The 16329-nt window shown below is 71.7% G+C and carries 12 protein-coding genes, 1 other RNA gene and 1 pseudogene; 11 read left to right on the forward strand and 3 right to left on the reverse strand.

The window, feature by feature from the left end:
* Nucleotides 1-103: 103 nt before the first annotated feature.
* Nucleotides 104-3250 carry an FtsK/SpoIIIE domain-containing protein gene (locus tag O3X23_RS05105; RefSeq protein WP_269269903.1) on the reverse strand — a complete coding sequence of 1049 codons (3147 nt, stop codon included), beginning with the start codon at nt 3248-3250 and terminating at the stop codon, nt 104-106.
* Nucleotides 3251-3713: 463 nt separating this feature from the next.
* On the opposite strand from O3X23_RS05105, the gene O3X23_RS05110 reads away from it, so the two are divergent.
* The 4 genes and pseudogenes from O3X23_RS05110 (at nt 3714) to O3X23_RS05125 (ending at nt 9929) form a co-directional block, all read left to right on the forward strand.
* Nucleotides 3714-5378, forward strand: a complete 1665-nt coding sequence (locus tag O3X23_RS05110; RefSeq protein ID WP_269269905.1) for a serine/threonine-protein kinase — start codon at nt 3714-3716, stop codon at nt 5376-5378.
* A gap of 300 nt (nt 5379-5678) precedes the next feature.
* Nucleotides 5679-6944: pseudogene (locus O3X23_RS43915) on the forward strand (serine/threonine-protein kinase); the annotation flags it as partial.
* A 1017-nt stretch (nt 6945-7961) separates the two neighbouring features.
* Complete coding sequence (prfB, locus tag O3X23_RS05120) at nt 7962-9083, forward strand: peptide chain release factor 2 (RefSeq protein ID WP_269269907.1); 1122 nt, start codon at nt 7962-7964, stop codon at nt 9081-9083.
* A gap of 246 nt (nt 9084-9329) precedes the next feature.
* Entirely contained in the window at nt 9330-9929 is a 600-nt protein-coding gene (locus O3X23_RS05125; RefSeq protein ID WP_269269908.1) for an LPXTG cell wall anchor domain-containing protein, read from the forward strand.
* 220 nt (nt 9930-10149) lie between these two features.
* Here O3X23_RS05125 and O3X23_RS05130 read toward each other — a convergent pair whose 3' ends face one another.
* Nucleotides 10150-10347: a hypothetical protein gene (locus O3X23_RS05130; RefSeq protein WP_269269909.1), complete on the reverse strand. Its 198-nt coding sequence runs from the start codon at nt 10345-10347 to the stop codon at nt 10150-10152.
* 118 nt (nt 10348-10465) lie between these two features.
* Between O3X23_RS05130 and O3X23_RS05135 the strand changes: the two genes are divergently transcribed.
* The gene (locus O3X23_RS05135) at nt 10466-11212 is read left to right on the forward strand and encodes an XRE family transcriptional regulator (RefSeq protein ID WP_269269910.1); all 747 of its coding nucleotides are present in this window, start codon (nt 10466-10468) and stop codon (nt 11210-11212) included.
* Nucleotides 11213-11214: 2 nt separating this feature from the next.
* Nucleotides 11215-11685: an NUDIX domain-containing protein gene (locus O3X23_RS05140; RefSeq protein WP_269269911.1), complete on the forward strand. Its 471-nt coding sequence runs from the start codon at nt 11215-11217 to the stop codon at nt 11683-11685.
* Between the two features lie 208 nt (nt 11686-11893).
* Here O3X23_RS05140 and O3X23_RS05145 read toward each other — a convergent pair whose 3' ends face one another.
* On the reverse strand, nt 11894-12082 hold the full coding sequence (locus O3X23_RS05145; protein WP_269269912.1) for a hypothetical protein: 189 nt from the start codon (nt 12080-12082) through the stop codon (nt 11894-11896).
* A gap of 272 nt (nt 12083-12354) precedes the next feature.
* Here O3X23_RS05145 and ftsE point away from each other — a divergent pair, with 272 nt between their 5' ends.
* From ftsE to ssrA, 5 genes are all read left to right on the forward strand, one after another.
* Nucleotides 12355-13044, forward strand: a complete 690-nt coding sequence (gene ftsE, locus O3X23_RS05150; RefSeq protein ID WP_138357585.1) for a cell division ATP-binding protein FtsE — start codon at nt 12355-12357, stop codon at nt 13042-13044.
* Nucleotides 13045-13098: 54 nt separating this feature from the next.
* On the forward strand, nt 13099-14016 hold the full coding sequence (ftsX, locus tag O3X23_RS05155; RefSeq protein WP_269269913.1) for a permease-like cell division protein FtsX: 918 nt from the start codon (nt 13099-13101) through the stop codon (nt 14014-14016).
* Nucleotides 14017-14083: 67 nt separating this feature from the next.
* Entirely contained in the window at nt 14084-15298 is a 1215-nt protein-coding gene (locus O3X23_RS05160; protein ID WP_269269915.1) for a S41 family peptidase, read from the forward strand.
* Nucleotides 15299-15316: 18 nt separating this feature from the next.
* Nucleotides 15317-15796, forward strand: coding sequence for an SsrA-binding protein SmpB (smpB, locus tag O3X23_RS05165; RefSeq protein WP_269269916.1), 480 nt, complete (start codon nt 15317-15319; stop codon nt 15794-15796).
* A 127-nt stretch (nt 15797-15923) separates the two neighbouring features.
* Nucleotides 15924-16313, forward strand: a transfer-messenger RNA (tmRNA) gene (ssrA, locus tag O3X23_RS05170).
* The last annotated feature ends 16 nt before the right edge of the window (nt 16314-16329 follow it).

Raw genomic sequence — 16329 nt, forward strand, 5'->3', positions numbered from 1 at the left:
TGACGTGATGCGGCGTCAGAGGGGTTTGAAAACGCGAAAACTGGGCCCCCGCGCGAACCGGCTCAGCCCGCGGTTCGCGCGGGCGCCGGCGGTCGCGCATCCGTCACATCAGGGGCCGGGCCGGACCCGTCCCGGCGGACTCGGCGGCCCGCTGCAGCGCGCTGGCGAGCAGCGCGAGATCCGTCGGCCCGTTGCCGAGCTCGCGCAGCGGGCGCCGGGTCGGCGGGTCGCCCATCCGTTCCCACTCCAGCGGCACGACCGTGGGCCGCAGCGTCGCCGTACGGGGGATGCGCCCGCTGACCCGGCCCGCCTGGAACGGCGCCACCGCGCCGCCGGGACGGCGCAGATAGCCGCGGCCGGGCACCGCCTCGTCGAGACCCGCCGGGTCCTCGACATGGACCAGCAGCGCGGCCGAGGCGGGATCCTCGGTGCGCAGCGCGATCCGCAGCCGCGACTGCTCGTCCGCCTCGGTCCCCGAGGTGCGCTCCGGGCGCCCCGTCGACGCGACCAGGTGCACGCCGAGCCGTTCGCCCTCGCGGGCCACCGCTTCCAGCGCCCGGACGACGGAACCGGCCGCCGGGCGGCCGGGGCTGCCGAGCCCGGGGGCGACCAGCGCGTCGAAGTCGTCGACCACGACCACCAGCCGGGGGAGCGTGGAGTCGCTGCGGGTCTGGACGCGCAGCGCGCCCTGCTCGGACGGCTTGCGGCCGTCGCCCCGCGAGCCGTCGCCGCGCGGACCGTCACCCCGCACCGCCGACTGCCGGGGCACGGTCACCAACCGGTCCGCGTGCCACTGCGCGAAGCCCTGGCCGCCCAGCAGCTCCTCGCGGCGCTTGAGCTCCGCGCCGAGCGCCTGGGCGAACTCGCGCATGCGGGTGGGGTCGGAGGCCGCCAGGTACGTCGAGACGTGCGGCAGGTCGGTGACCGCGCGCAGGCCTTCGCCGCGCTCGGTGCCCGCGCCGTCGACCAGGACCAGCGCCAGCCGGTCCGGCCGCTCGGCGGCGGCGAGTGCGGAGGCGATCGAGCGCAGCAGTTCGGTCTTCCCCGAACCGGCGGCGCCGCCCACCATCAGATGCGGCCCCTCGGCCGCCAGGTCCACGACGACCCGGCCGCCGGAGCCCGAGCCCAGCACCGCGAGGGCCCGTCCCCCGGCTCGGGCGTAGCCGGTGAGGGCCGGCCCGCCGTCCTGCCCGGCCTCCTGGGCGCCGGTGTCGTCCGGGGAGCCGTCCCAGCGGGCGGTGATCTTGGCGGGGGTGGCCAGCGCCAGATCCAGCGCGTCCAGCAGCCGCACGGTGCGCGGAAGCGCGTTGCGGGCGCGCGGTGCGGCCGTGTCCGTCTCCCGCAGTGGCGCGAGCGCCCGCGCGAAGCGCTCGGCCCACGCGGGGGACACCGCGTCCACGACGACCTGGGCCGGCCCGTCCGGATCCATCCGCAGGGTCGTCGCCACATCGCCGGACAGCTGGGCGACGGCGCCGCACCCGGTCGCGAGCCGGTCCGGCGACTCGGCCAGGCACAGCACGTGCACGCCGACCGAGGGGCCGACCGCCGCTATCCGGTCGAGGGCGTCGCGCAGCGTCGCGGAACCGGGGTCGCCGTCCACGACGACCAGGGTGAACGGGCCCTCGCGCCCGGCGGCGGCCTCGGCCACGGCCTCCGGCGCGGCCCCGGCCCAGCCGGAGCCCAGCGGCCCCTCCTCCAGGCGGCGGGCGAGTTCCGAGACCCGGGCCACCGCCTGCTCGCGGTCGAAGGCCAGCAGCAGCCGGCAGTCCTGGCCGTGCGCGGGACGCAGCTGCGGCAGCCAGTTGAGCCAGGACCATTCGTCGGCCCGCTGCTCGGCGCCGCGCGAGCGGTCCGCACTGATCAGGACGAGCTCCAGCGTGCTGGGGGCGTGCAGCGCGCAGGCCTGCGCCAGCACCGCGCGGGCCAGCCCGGCCAGCCGCGGCCGGGGGCCGGCGAGGCCGAGCGCGAAGGTGTGCGGATCGCGCAGGTCGACGGTGAAGGGGACGGTGCGCAGGGTGCCGGCGCCGTCCTCCGACGGCAGGTCGGCGGTGCCCAGCCGCAGGGTCAGCGCGTCCGGATGGTCGGGCCCGCGCTCCCACAGCCGGTGCCCCGGGCCGAGCGCGGTCAGCAGCACGGTCGCCGGATCGGGCCAGCGCCGGCGCAGCGCGGCCGACTCGGCGGAGAGCCGGGCGCCGTCCGCGCCCTGGGCCGCGCCGCCGCTCCGGCCGGCCGCCAGCCGCCGTGCCCACGCTCCTATGGTCCCGGCGACCCGCCCGCCGCCGGGCTGCGGCGGTTGCTGTGGCTGGGGCGGGCGGGGGACGCGGACCGTGTCGTCCGGCCGCAGCCGTTCGCCGCGGCCGTACGTCGCGGTCTCGTCCGGCCCCGGGGCACCGTCATCCGCGTAGCCGTGCGAACCGCTGCGGGGGGTGTCCAGCCGGCCCGAGGGCCGGGCGGCAGGCGGGGCGGGCGGCCGCGGCGGCCTGGGGGCCGTCTCGGGAGCCGGGCGGCCCGCGGGGGCGGCCTCCGGGCGGGGGCCGGGGTACGTGGCGGAGCCGTGGCCGCCGCCGGTCCGTTCGGCCGCGGGTGCGCTTCCGGTGGGGAGGGTGACCCGCAGGTGGCCCTCGCTGTCGGGCGCCGCCGGGACGGCGGCGTCGCGCGGACCGGGCTCCACGTGGAGGGTGGATTCGCCGATCCGCAGCAGCGCGCCGGGCGGCAGCGCGACCGGCCGCTCCCCGACGGGGCGGTCGTCGACGGTGGTGCCGTTGGTTGAGCCGAGGTCGGCGACGGTGACCCGGCCGTCGGCGGCGACGGTGACCGCGCAGTGCAGCCGGGAGACGTCGGGGTCGTCCAGCGGGACGTCGGCCTCGGCGGAGCGGCCGACCCTGACCTGGCCACCCTGCAGCAGATGGACTCCGCCCGAGTCCGGGCCGCCGATGACGCACAGCCGGGCCGGGACGGACGCGCCCGGCGGCGGCTCCGCGTGCTGCTCGGCGGGGGTGTGCAGGGAGAGCACGGCGCCGTCCACGAGGGGCGGCATGCCGAGCAGGGCACCCGGGTCGAGCCGCTCGGCGCCCGAGTAGAGCGCGACGGAAGAGCCGGAGGAGCGCGCGGGCCGGCCGTCGCCGGCTCCGGACGCGAGCGCTCCGGAAACCGCGCTCAGCGCGGTCCCCGCGGGCGCGGTGACCAGCACGTCGCAGGTGCGTCCCGCTCGGCCGCTGCGCGGCCCGAGGACGGTCAGCCGGATCTGCATCTCGTCCGCGGTCCCTTCTGCCCGGATGCCTGGCAGGAAACTCCCCACCGCGCACGGGCGCGTCGACACGTACAAGCACGAGCGGGCGGGCCCCTGTTGCCCCGTCACACCCGTACGGGATGCATCCTCCCACCTGCCACCGACAACCCGCCCCCGGTCCCGACAGTAGTGATCTTGAATGATCAGTTGCTGACCGTAAAGGTGCTGCTTGTCGCAATGAGGAGCTGTTCCGGGGCAACCAAGCGGCGGTCGCCGGCGTCCTACTTCCGAGCTCCGCAGTGCGTACCGGCGGTCACACACGGCCACACGCGCCTCGGTGCACGCGGTAGGCAGCGGGCCGCCGGGGCTGTCCGCACTACAGTTGGCACGGTCGGGCCCGACGGGTCGCGGCGGAGCAGGGATCCACCGGGTACTCCTTCCACCGGGTACCACGAAGCACCACCGAGACCAGGGAGTGCATGACGTGCGGCCGGTAGGCAGCAAGTACCTCCTCGAGGAGGTACTCGGACGCGGGGCCACGGGGACCGTCTGGCGCGCCCAGGTGCGCGACGAGGACGGCGTCGTCGCGATCAAGGTGCTCAAGGAAGAGCTCGCGAGCGACCCCGACATCGTGATGCGCTTCCTGCGCGAGCGCGCCGTACTCGTACGCCTGCGCCACCCGCACATCGTGCGGGTCAGGGACCTCGTGGTCGAGGGCGATCTGCTCGCGCTGGTGATGGACCTGGTCGACGGTCCGGACCTGCACCAGTACCTGCGCGAGAACGGCCCGTTCTCGTCGGTCGGCGCCGCCCTGCTGACCGCCGCCGTCGCCGACGCGCTCGCCGCCAGCCACGCCGACGGCGTGGTCCACCGCGACCTCAAGCCCGCCAACGTGCTGCTCGCCACCACCTACGGCGACGACGGCAGCGCGCACATGCACCCGATGCTCACCGACTTCGGCATCGCCCGTCTGGCGGATTCGCCCGGCATCACGCGCACCCACGAGTTCGTCGGCACCCCGGCCTACGTCGCGCCGGAGTCCGCGCAGGGCAAGCCGCAGACGTCCGCCGTCGACCTGTACGGCGCGGGCATCCTGCTCTACGAGCTGGTCACCGGTCGCGCGCCGTTCCGCGGCGACAACGCGCTGGAGGTGCTGCACGCGCACCTGAGCCAGGATCCGGTGCGCCCCGGCAACGTGCCGGAACCGCTGTGGACCGTCATCGAGCGGTGCCTGCGCAAGAACCCGGAGGAGCGGCCCAGCGCCGAGAACCTGGCCCGCGCGCTGCGCGTGGCCGCCGCCGGGATCGGCGTGCACGCGACTCCCGCCGAGGCGGAGGCGGCGCTCGGCGTCGCCGCGCTGCTCAGCCCCGACCTCGCGCCGACCACCGTCCCCGGCAGCGCCGACCCGACCCAGGTGCTGCCCTCGCACCGCTACGACCCGAACGGCGCGACCGGCGTACTGCCGCTCACCGGCCCGGCCGGGCCCGGCGCCGACGGCACCCGCGTCAGGCCGCCGGTGCCCGGCGGCCCGCCGCAGGGCCGGCCGGACCAGCAGGGCCCGCACCCCTGGCAGTCCCAGCTCGACGCGGCCCGCCAGCGTGGCGAGCAGACCGAGCTGCAGTACCTCGACCCGGAGCAGGACCCGCTGCGCCGCAGGCCGCGACGGCAGCCCGGCGGTCAGCAGCAGGACCGGGGCCGGCAGGACCAGCAGGGTCAGAACCAGCAGGGTCGGAACCAGTACCAGCAGGGCCAGGGGCAGTATCAGCAGCAGGGCCAGCAGCCCTACGCGCCGCAGCAGCCGTCCAGGCCCCAGCCGCGGTACCAGCAGCCGCAACAGCCCCAGCAGCAGGTCCAGCCGCGCTATCAGCAGCCGCAGCCGCAGCGGTACGAGCCGCAGCGGCCGCCGGAGCCCGATCCCCGGCGCGAGCCGCGGCCGCGCGGCGCCAACCCGATGAAGATCCCGGGCCTGGGCTGCCTCAAGGGCTGTCTGACGACGATTCTCGTGCTGATCGTCATCTTCGTTGTGGTCTGGTACACCACGCCGCTCCCGGAGTGGGTCGACAGCGGCCAGAACCTCTGGGACACCACGACGGGCTGGATCAGCACCGCCTGGGACAAGGTCAACGAGGTGGCGGGGTCGGCCAACTGACCCCGGCCGCGTTCCCCGCGTACCTCGACCCGGACCCGGATCCGAACCCGGATCCGGACCCGAACACGTCCGCCGCCGACCTTCCGCGTACGCCGCGTGGAGCCTCGTCATGTCCGCTCCCGACACCCATCGCAGGTGCCATGCTGGCGACTTGTCGACACCTGGCGGGTGATTTCCGTTGCAGAAGCACACGTCACCGCACACCGGCCCCCCGAACGGCCGCCGAGCCGCGTAGTTTTGTCGCCAACGCGACAGCGCCGCATACGGCGCGACGGACCGTCGGAGGAGTCGGAGCAGGCCTTGGCAAGGAAGATCGGCAGCCGGTACACCGCCCACCAGGTGCTGGGGCGGGGATCCGCCGGCACGGTGTGGCTGGGTGAGGGCCCCGAGGGTCCGGTCGCCATCAAACTGCTGCGCGAGGACCTCGCCTCCGACCAGGACCTCGTGGGCCGCTTCGTGCAGGAGCGCACCGCGCTGCTCTCGCTGGACCACCCGCAGATCGTCGGCATCCGCGATCTCGTCGTGGACGGCACCGACCTCGCACTGGTCATGGACCTGGTGCGGGGCACCGACCTGCGGTCCCGCCTGGAGCGCGAGCGCCGGCTGGCCCCCGAGGCCGCCGTCGCCATCGCCGCCGACGTCGCGGACGGCCTCGCCGCCGCGCACGCCGCCGGCGTCGTGCACCGCGACGTCAAGCCCGAGAACGTGCTGCTCGACTCCGCCGCCCCCACCGGGCCCGGCGGCGCTCCGCCCGCGCTCCTCACCGACTTCGGCATCGCCCGCCTCGTCGACTCCCCGCGCCGTACCCGGGCCACCCGCATCATCGGCACCCCGGACTACCTCGCCCCCGAGATCATCGAGGGGCTCCCGCCGCGCGCGAGTGTCGACATCTACGCCCTGGCGACCGTGCTCTACGAGTTGCTGGCCGGTTTCACGCCGTTCGGCGGCGGCCACCCCGGCGCCGTGCTGCGCCGCCACGTGACCGAGACCGTCGCGCCGCTCCCGGACATCCCCGACGAACTGTGGCAGCTGCTCGCGCAGTGCCTCGCCAAGTCGCCCGCGTCCCGGCTCACCGCCGGTGAGCTGGGTGAACGCCTGCGGGACCAGCTGCCGCGGCTGGCCGGTCTGCCGCCGCTCGACGTGGACGCGCCGGACGAGCACCCGGCCGACGCCGACGAGGACACCCCGTACGAGCAGGACATCGGGCTCTTCGAGCCGCCGAGCCACCGCGGCGCCGTGCCGCTGGTGCGCGGCGCGGCCCCCGACTCCAGCCGCGACACCCACACGAGCATCAAGCTGCCCACCGCCGAGGAACTGGCCGGGTACGGCCGGAGCGCCCGCTCCGGCGGCGGTCCCGGTGGTGCGGGGGCGGCCGCCGGCCGACCCGCGAGCCCGCGGCACCGTGCCGTCTCCGACGCCGTGCGCCGCCGCCGGGTGAGGGTGGGCGCGGCGGCCGCCGCCGCGCTGGTCGTCGCGGGGCTGGGCGGCTGGGGCGTCGCCTCGCTGGGCGGCGACTCCGGGTCGGAGGCCCCGGCGGACAACGACCACCCCAGCACCGCCCCGCCCACCACGCACCCCACCGCGCCCACCGCGGGCGCCGCCTCACCGCAGGGCTCGGTCGGCGCTCCGGTCGAGCTGCCGCGCTGGTCCGCGTTCAGCGCGGTCCCCGCGCCCCGCGTGAAACTGGTCGGCGGCCCGCGCGCCATCACCGTCTCCGGGACCACGTACGTCTTCGCCCGCGGCGAGGACAACGACGTCTGGTACGTCACCCGTGGCGCGGGCGCCGCGGGCGACTACAGCGCCTGGCAGCACCTGACGGGTATAGGAGTCGCCGACGACCCGGCCGTCGTCTCGGCCTCGCCGGGCCGGCTGGACCTGTTCGCCCTCGGCACGGACGGCCTGCTCTACCGGCGGACCATGATCGGCAAAGCCTGGAACCAGTGGTACCAGGTCGACGAGCGGACCCGGTTCGACGCCGCCCCGGCCGCCGCGTCCTCCGAGCCCGGCCGGATCGACCTCGTCGGCCGCTCCGGCGGCGAGCTCGTCACCGCCTCCCTCGTCGGCACCCGCTGGAACGCCTGGTCGGTGGTCCCCACCCCCGGCCGCATCACCGCCGCCCCCGGCCTCGTCTCCCGCGCCAAGGGGACCCTGGACGCGTTCGTCGTCCGCAAGGCCGACGGCGCCGTGCTGCGCCTGCCCTACTCGGGGGGCGCCTGGCGGCCCCCGGTCGTCCTGCGGGGTCTGGACGCCGCCGGCCGTCCGGAACCGCTGGCCTCCGGCGACCGGGTCTACGCCTTCGCCCCCGCTTCCTCCGGCGGCCTCTCCCAGGCCGCGGGCCCCGTCACCGGCGGCGCGGAGTGGTCCGTCGCCGCCCTGCCCGGCGCCACCGCGGCCACCACCCCGGCTGCCGTCACGTCGTCGGGGCGTGTCCTGGAGCTGTACGTCCGCACGCCGGCCGGCGCCCTCAGCCGCGCGACGGCGCAGGTCTGAGAGGCGTCTCCGCGGCGGCCCGTGCGGAGCCTCCCGCCAGATGATCGCCACCGGGCGAGAACGTCCCGTTCGACCAGCCGGTACTCTGGACCCGTGGCAGTCGTCGATGTATCCGAAGAGCTGAAGTCCCTCTCCTCGACCATGGGGTCGATCGAGGCCGTCCTGGACCTCGACGCGATGCGGGCCGATATCGTCGTCCTCGAGGAGCAGGCCGCCGCGCCGTCCCTCTGGGACGACCCGGACGCGGCGCAGAAGATCACGAGCAAGCTCTCGCACCTCCAGGCCGAGCTGCGCAAGGCCGAGCAGCTCCGCAGTCGTATCGACGACCTGTCGGTGATGTTCGAGCTCGCCGAGGACGAGGGCGACGCCGATGCCCTCGCCGAGGCCGAGGAAGAGCTGGTCTCGGTCCGGAAGGCGCTCGACGAACTCGAGGTCCGCACCCTCCTCTCGGGTGAGTACGACTCCCGTGAGGCCCTGGTCAACATCCGTGCGGAGGCCGGTGGCGTGGACGCCGCCGACTTCGCCGAGCAGCTCCAGCGCATGTACCTGCGCTGGGCCGAGCGGCACGGCTACCAGACGGAGGTCTACGAGACCTCCTACGCCGAAGAGGCCGGCATCAAGTCGACCACCTTCGCCGTGAAGGCCCCCTACGCGTACGGCACCCTCTCCGTCGAACAGGGCACCCACCGCCTCGTGCGGATCTCGCCCTTCGACAACCAGGGCCGCCGCCAGACGTCCTTCGCGGGCGTCGAGGTCCTCCCCGTCGTCGAGAAGACCGACCACCTCGAGATCGACGAGTCGGAGCTGCGCGTCGACGTCTACCGCGCCTCCGGCCCCGGCGGCCAGGGCGTCAACACCACCGACTCCGCGGTGCGGTTGACCCACATCCCCACCGGCATCGTGGTCTCCTGCCAGAACGAGCGCTCGCAGATCCAGAACAAGGCCAGCGCCATGAACGTCCTCCAGGCCAAGCTCCTCGAGCGCCGCCGCCAGGAGGAGCAGGCGCTGATGGACTCCCTCGGCAAGAGCGACGGCGGGAACTCCTGGGGCAGCCAGATGCGTTCGTACGTCCTGCACCCGTACCAGATGGTCAAGGACCTGCGCACCGACTACGAGGTCGGCAACCCGCAGGGAGCCCTCGACGGTGACATTGACGGCTTCATCGAGGCGGGCATCCGCTGGCGCAAGGGCCAGCAGAAGGCTTCCCAGGACTAGTTCCTGCGCGCCCATCTCTGTCGGCAACTGCCACCCAATGGGTGGCAGTTGCCACTTTTATGTCACAGCCATGTACACAACTGCCCGGCAAACAACCCTAATCCCGGCATTCCGGCTGGAATGACCTTGACGCTGCCGAGGATTATGGGAAAGGTGTTGCGCGGCATGCGCATGACCGGACGTGAGTTGCCGTCCGGTCCATGGCTGCTCCACTTACAGAGATCCGCTACTGGGGGTACTTACCAGATGAGCAAGAAAAACACCCGACTGCGTCTGGCGCGCATAGCCGCCGCCGCGGTCATCGCCGCGGGCGCGTCCCTGACGGCCGTGGGCGTGGCTCAGGCCGTGTCCGTGGACGTCACGGTGGCCGCTCCCGGCGTCGACGAGACCACCACGGGCACGCCGACGGACCCGCCGCCGACGACGACGACTCCGCCGCCGGGCGAGACGACTCCGCCGAAGACGGACCCGCCGCCGACGACGACTCCGCCGCCCAGCGAGACGACTCCGCCGAAGACGACTCCGCCGGCCACGACCACCAAGCCGCCGACCGGCACCACCAAGCCGACGACGAGCCCCACCACGGTCGCTCCGTCTCACAGCACCGGTACCACCGGTGGCAACAGCGGCGCCTGCACCCTCACCGGTGACAGCGTCGACTGCAACAACACCGGCACCGACAGCCACAACACCATCCCGGTGGCCCAGGGCAGCACCAACCAGGAGCTGGCCAAGACGGGTTCGGGTGAGACCACCTTCCTGCTGGTCGGTGCCGCGACGATGATCGCCGGTGGCGTCGGCTTCCGCATGATGCCGCGCCTCACCAACCGGCGCACGGCTGCCTGAACAGGCCGCCAGTAGCTGATACATCCCGAGAGGGGCCCGGAGCGCGCAGGCGGCGCGCTCCGGGCCCCTCTCGTTGCGTACCCGCCTCGGGACGGGCCCGGTGCGGACTGTCTGCGCAGCTTGTGCGCTGCGCTTCATGCAGCGTTGGCAGCACGCGTCACGTCATCAGTCCCGCGTTACCGTGATCACTTGGCCGGGGCGACCGGCGGCGGCTTGCCGCTCACGGCGTGGCCTCCCCACGCGCGTCACGGAGCGCCTGCCGCAGCTGGGCAGCAGTTTCGCAGTCAACGCCATCCGCCCGGCACGCGACCTTGCAGCCCATGACGTGGTCGAGCCACGCGCGGTACGCGAACTGCGCACGCCCCTTGGCCGTATCCACCGCCAGCGCGCCGACTTCCGGAATCGCCTCATCGCTCATGGATGGATCATCACGCCGGCAATCAGGACGTAGGAACCTCTCCCAAAACCCACTTCGGGACGTCCCAGACCGGGTAAAACGTCCCTAGTGCCGTCCCAGCAAGTGGGGAGAGACTCGGATGCCAAACGAACGATTACGTGCAGTCATGGCGGCCGGAGGCTGGACACACGCCACTCTTGCGGCGAAAGCCGAGGTAGATCCCAAGTCCGTCGAACGGTGGGTCAATCTCGGTCGTACACCGCGCCGTGTCACGGCCATGCTGGCGGCGGAGACGCTAGGAGAAGACGTGAACGCTCTATGGCCGGCGCGCTCCCGGCAGGCCCGTGCCGCTCGCGCCGTCAGTCCCGAATTGGTGGCGCTCTACGAACAGCGCGCGGACGTTCCCCCGTCTGCCTTCGTGGACATGCTGCTGCAAGCGCGTGAACAGATCGACGTGTTGGTGTACGCCGCCGTCTTCCTTCACGAGGCATATCCCCGGCTCAATGAACTGCTGCGGGAGCGGGCTGCCGCAGGCTGCGCGATCCGGATCGCGGTAGGTGATCCGGACAGTTCCAACGTTCAGCAGCGTGGCCAGGAGGAGCGGTTCGGCCACGGCATCGAGTCGCGCTGCCGACTTGCCCTTATGCACTACCGGGCCCTCACCGGTGTGTCCGGCATCGATATCCGCATGCACGGAACCACCCTCTACAACTCTCTCTACCGCGCAGATGATCAAGCGCTGGTCAACGCTCACGTCTGGGGAGTGAACGCGTACGCGGCCCCGGTCTGGCATCTTCGCCGCAACACCGGTGGTGGATTGTTCGACACATACGCAGAGAGCTTCGCTGCCGTGTGGGCGACCGCGACGCCAGTACAGGAGGTGTGACCATGGCACGCACCGAGTACTACGACGACCCGAACGCGCCCGAGCCGAACAGCTTGGTCGTGGCGGCTTCCGCCGTCGTCACCGACGATGAGGGCCGGATTCTGCTCCAGCGCCGGAGCGACAACGATCTCTGGGCATTGCCGGGTGGGGGTATGGACATGACGGACTCACTGCCGGGAACAGCCATTCGTGAAGTCAAGGAAGAGACCGGCCTTGACGTGGAGATCACGGGCCTTGTCGGCACGTACACCGACCCCCGTCACGTGATCGCCTACTCGGACGGCGAAGTCCGACGGCAGTTCAACGTCTGCTTCACCGCCCGCATTGTCGGTGGCCGACCGGCCATCTCCGACGAGTCCACGGAGCTCCGGTTCATTGCCCCGGACGACCTTGCCGACCTTGCCATGCACCACACACAGCGGCTCCGGATCAGCCACTACCTGGAGCATCGCGAACAGCCGCACCTCGGGTGACTTCGCGTCGTTGCACAACGCAAGTTCGGAAGTAGCTTGCGAGCTGATCACCAATGCGTACCAGCACGCCAAGGGGGCGCCTCCCCCCCTCCGCGCGGTCAAGGTGCGCAGCGCCGCAGACGCACCCCTTCACGCTGTTCGGACCCCGGCCCGGACCCCGCCGCTCGGGCCCGGGCCCCTATATGCGCCGCTCACGCAGCGCGCGCGCTCAGGTGGCGTGTTCTACTACCAGGACGACGGCCAGCAGGGCCACCAGGAGGGCGATGAGGGCGGCCGGGCTCAGGGCCGACCAGGGGTTCTCCTGCTGGAGGCGGGCGCGGTTGGCGCGGCAGACCGCGCAGCGGCCCTCGCTCACGGGGCCGGCACAGTTCGCGCACACCAGTCGGTCGGATGTCATGCGATCTCCTCCTCCGCCGGTGAACGCGCCATTGGGCCGTTCGGTTCCTCCACTGTGCCAGCTTCGGCCGGAATCGGCGCGCCTCGCATGATTTCACAGCGTGAGGTGCAGGCCTCGATGCCTGGTTTGCCCCCCTGTGCCCTGTGCGCAAACACACGAACCCAGGACGCCGACTGCGCGCCCCTACGCCGTTCGCGTATGGTCGCCCACACCAGGAGAGCCGCCCCTGCGGTTGTCCGCCCCCAATATCCGGCTACCTCACTGGTGCGAACGTGATCCGATTCGACAGCGTCACCAAGACCTACCCCAAGCAGAACCGTCCTGCACTTCGGGATGTCTCGCTGGAGATCGAGAAGGGCGAGTTCGTCTTCCTCGTCGGTTCGTCGGGGTCCGGAAAGTCGACCTTCCTCCGGTTGATCCTGCGCGAGGAGCGGACGGACACCGGCATGGTGCACGTCCTGGGCAAGGATCTGGCGAGGCTCTCCAACTGGAAGGTGCCGCAGATGCGGCGCCAGCTGGGCACGGTCTTCCAGGACTTCCGGCTGCTTCCGAACAAGACCGTCGCGGAGAACGTGGCGTTCGCGCTGGAAGTGATCGGCAAGCCCCGCGGGACGATCCGCAAGACGGTCCCCGAAGTGCTGGACCTCGTCGGCCTGGCCGGCAAGGAGGACCGCATGCCGGGCGAGCTGTCCGGTGGTGAGCAGCAGCGTGTGGCCATCGCCCGCGCCTTCGTCAACCGGCCGATGCTGCTGATCGCGGACGAACCGACGGGAAACCTCGACCCGCAGACCTCGGTCGGCATCATGCGTCTCCTGGACCGCATCAACCGCACCGGGACCACCGTGGTGATGGCCACCCACGACCAGAACATCGTCGACCAGATGCGCAAGCGCGTCATCGAGCTCGAGAAGGGGCGACTGGTGCGCGACCAGTCGCGCGGTGTCTACGGCTACCAGCACTGAACCGAACCGGGTTCCGTTCCGTAGTCATAGCCACCAGCCCCCTGAAAGGACATCATGCGCGCCCAGTTCGTCCTGTCGGAGATCGGCGTCGGTCTCCGGCGCAATCTCACCATGACCTTCGCGGTGATCATCTCGGTCGCCCTGTCGCTCGCCCTCGCGGGCGGAGCCTGGCTCGCCAGTCAGCAGGTCGACGCCATGAAGGGGTACTGGTACGACAAGGTCCAGGTGTCGATCTTCCTCTGCAACAAGGCGGACGTGAAGAGCACCCCTTCGTGCTCCAAGGGCGCTGTCACGGAGGAGCAGAAGAAGGCGATCAAGACCGACCTGGAGAAGCTCCCGGTCGTCGAGACCGTCTTCTACGAGTCCGCGCAGGAGGCGTACAAGCACTACCAGGAGCAGTTCAAGGACTCGCCGGTGGCCGGGTCCCTCTCTCCTGACCAGTTGCAGGAGTCGTACCGCGTCAAGCTCAAGGACCCGACGAAGGTCCAGGTCGTCTCCAGCGCCTTCGCCGGCCGTCCCGGCGTCCAGGAGGTGCAGGACCAGCGCAAGTTGCTGAAGAACCTCTTCGACCTGCTCGGCGGCATGACGTGGATGGCGTTCGGAACCATGGTCTTCATGGTGATCGTCGCGATGCTGCTGATCATCAACACCGTGCGCGTCTCGGCGTTCAGCCGACGGCGGGAGACCGGGATCATGCGCCTGGTGGGCGCCTCCGGCTTCTACATCCAGATGCCGTTCATCGCCGAGGCGGCCTTCGCCGGGCTGGTCGGCGGCGGGGTGGCCTGCGGCATGCTGATGACCGGCCGGTACATGCTGATCGACCACGGGCTGAAGCTCCAGGACAAGATCCCGCTGGTGCACTTCCTCGGCTGGGGCGACGTCATCAAGGTCCTGCCCCTGGTGCTGGTGTGCAGCATCCTGATGCCGTCCCTCGCGGCTCTCGTCACGCTCCGTAAATACCTCAAGGTGTGAGCGCCGCTTCGGGCGGTCTGCGGTCAACTCTCCGTATGGCGCCCGTTTCTGCCCTAGACTTCCCGCCATGTCCGGCCGGCTGATGTTCGGGACGCCCCGCGGTTCACACCGCGGGGTCGCCCTGACGTTCGTGTGCGCGGGCCTCGGCGCGGTGCTGGCCACCGGCGTGGCGGCCGGCGCCCTGGCCGTTCCCGCGCGGTCCGCGTCGGCGCCGCAGAGCCGGATCCCGGCGGGCAACGTCGCCGACTCCGACGAGATCGCGAAGGCGATCGACGACGGCAAGGTCGGCCCGGAAGCCGCTGAAGAGCTGGTCAGCCGCAGCGGCGACCGCTGGTCCTCGTTCTACACCGCCCAGGAGTACGCGGGCCTGCAACAGGCCCTGGACGGCCGCTACGTGGGCGTGGGGATCTGGGTGCGGCGCACCGGCGGCGGCTGGATCCAGGTGGCCCGGGTGCAGGCCGGCAGTCCCGCGGCGCTCGCGCGGGTGCGGGTCGGCGACCGGCTGCGGTCGATCGACGGGGTGCGGGCGGACGGCAAGCCGGTCACGGACGTCGTGGCGGAGCTGCGCGGCGACAACGTCGCCGGGTCCGTCGTCCGGCTCGGGCTGGAGCACGAGGGCGCCGACGCCGGCACCGGCGACCGTAACCGCGACATCACGCTGCGTCGCGAGGTGCTGGCCACCGAAGCCGTCACCGTCGGCACGTTGGAGGGGGACGTCACCTCCATCAAGATCGAGGCGTTCACCAAGGGCGTCGGCGGCCAGGTGCGGTCCGCGGTGCGCGACGCGGTGCGCGCCGGCAGCCGGGGCGTGCTGCTGGATCTGCGCGGCAATTCCGGCGGTCTGGTCACCGAGGCCGTCACCGTCTCCTCCGTCTTCCTCGACGGCGGCCTCGTCGCTACCTACGACGTGCACGGCCGGCAGCGCGCCCTCTACGCGAAGGACGGCGGCGACACCGTGACCCCGCTGGTGGCCGTGGTCGACGGCGGCACCATGAGCGCCGCGGAACTGCTCGCGGGCGCGTTGCAGGACCGCGGCCGGGCGGTCGTGATCGGCTCGCGGACCTTCGGCAAGGGCTCGGTGCAGATGCCCAGCGAACTGCCGGACGGCTCGGTCGCCGAGCTGACCGTCGGCCACTACAGCCTGCCCGACGGGCGGAACGTGGACGGCCGGGGCATCGAACCGGATCTGACGGTGAACGGCGGCTCGGCCCCCGCGGGGGCCTCCGACGCGGCGGTGACGGAGGCCAGGGAAGTATTGAGTGGCCTCAGACCCCCCTCCTAGTGCGAGAATGGCCGCGCTATGACGAAAGAGACTGGTCTCAAGCTGATCGCGCAGAACAAGAAGGCGCGCCACGATTATCTGATCCTGGACACCTTCGAGGCGGGCCTGGTGCTGACCGGCACCGAGGTCAAGTCGCTGCGCATGGGCCGCGCCTCGCTGGTGGACGGCTTCGCGCAGCTGGACGGTGGTGAGGCGTGGCTGCACAACGTCCACATCCCCGAGTACACGCAGGGGACGTGGACGAACCACGCGGCCCGCCGGAAGCGCAAGATGCTGCTGCACAAGGCCGAGATCGCGAAGCTGATCCACAAGACGCAGGAGTCGGGCCACACGATCATCCCGCTCCGGCTGTACTTCAAGGACGGCCGGGCGAAGGTCGAGATCGCGCTGGCCAAGGGCAAGAAGGAGTACGACAAGCGGCAGACCCTGCGCGAGAAGCAGGACACCCGCGAGTCGAACCGCGCGATCTCCGCGGTCAGGCGACGCCAGCGCGCCTGACGGGCGCGCCGCGGCCGCACGGGAATGCAGTGGCCCGGCAACGTGTTGGTCACGTACGATGGGTGCAGCGCCACCGGGTCCGTCGGGTTCGCCCGCCAGTTCCGGTGACACTTTGAAAAATCAACATGGGGATGATCGGTTTCGACTGGGGATGTCGAAGCAGGGGAAGCGAGCCGAGGAAGCGGCAATGATCTCGTTAACCATATGTCGCAAAACATAATCGCCAACACCAAGCGCGATGCCTCCGCTTTCTCCCTCGCTGCCTAATAAGTAGCTAGGAAGAAAGCTCTACGGAGTGTCAGCCCAGGAGCTGTTCCCGGCCTGGATCCTGGCATAATCAAGGGAACTAAACTTCATGACCCGGTCACGGGGGCTTGAAGGAAACCAAACAGTGACTGAGCCCGTTGGCAACTTGTCCGCGTGATTGCCAGGGCTGAGAAAAGCACAGCGGACTGCGCTCGGAGAAGCCCTGATTCCGCACCACAGGACGCGGGTTCGATTCCCGCCATCTCCACCAACCCCATGTATGACGA

It is taken from the genome of Streptomyces sp. H39-S7 (genome assembly GCF_027158205.1).
Taxonomy (GTDB): Bacteria; Actinomycetota; Actinomycetes; order Streptomycetales; family Streptomycetaceae; genus Actinacidiphila.

What these genes read in the sequence shown, in the direction of transcription:
- O3X23_RS05135 (WP_269269910.1), top strand. Translation starts at nt 10,466, where the DNA reads ATGCCAAACGAACGATTACGTGCAGTCATGGCGGCCGGAGGCTGGACA.
- O3X23_RS05145 (WP_269269912.1), bottom strand. Translation starts at nt 12,082, where the DNA reads ATGACATCCGACCGACTGGTGTGCGCGAACTGTGCCGGCCCCGTGAGC.
- O3X23_RS05160 (WP_269269915.1), top strand. Translation starts at nt 14,084, where the DNA reads ATGTCCGGCCGGCTGATGTTCGGGACGCCCCGCGGTTCACACCGCGGG.
- O3X23_RS05130 (WP_269269909.1), bottom strand. Translation starts at nt 10,347, where the DNA reads ATGAGCGATGAGGCGATTCCGGAAGTCGGCGCGCTGGCGGTGGATACG.
- ftsX (WP_269269913.1), top strand. Translation starts at nt 13,099, where the DNA reads ATGCGCGCCCAGTTCGTCCTGTCGGAGATCGGCGTCGGTCTCCGGCGC.
- smpB (WP_269269916.1), top strand. Translation starts at nt 15,317, where the DNA reads ATGACGAAAGAGACTGGTCTCAAGCTGATCGCGCAGAACAAGAAGGCG.
- O3X23_RS05105 (WP_269269903.1), bottom strand. Translation starts at nt 3,250, where the DNA reads ATGCAGATCCGGCTGACCGTCCTCGGGCCGCGCAGCGGCCGAGCGGGA.
- O3X23_RS05125 (WP_269269908.1), top strand. Translation starts at nt 9,330, where the DNA reads ATGAGCAAGAAAAACACCCGACTGCGTCTGGCGCGCATAGCCGCCGCC.
- O3X23_RS05140 (WP_269269911.1), top strand. Translation starts at nt 11,215, where the DNA reads ATGGCACGCACCGAGTACTACGACGACCCGAACGCGCCCGAGCCGAAC.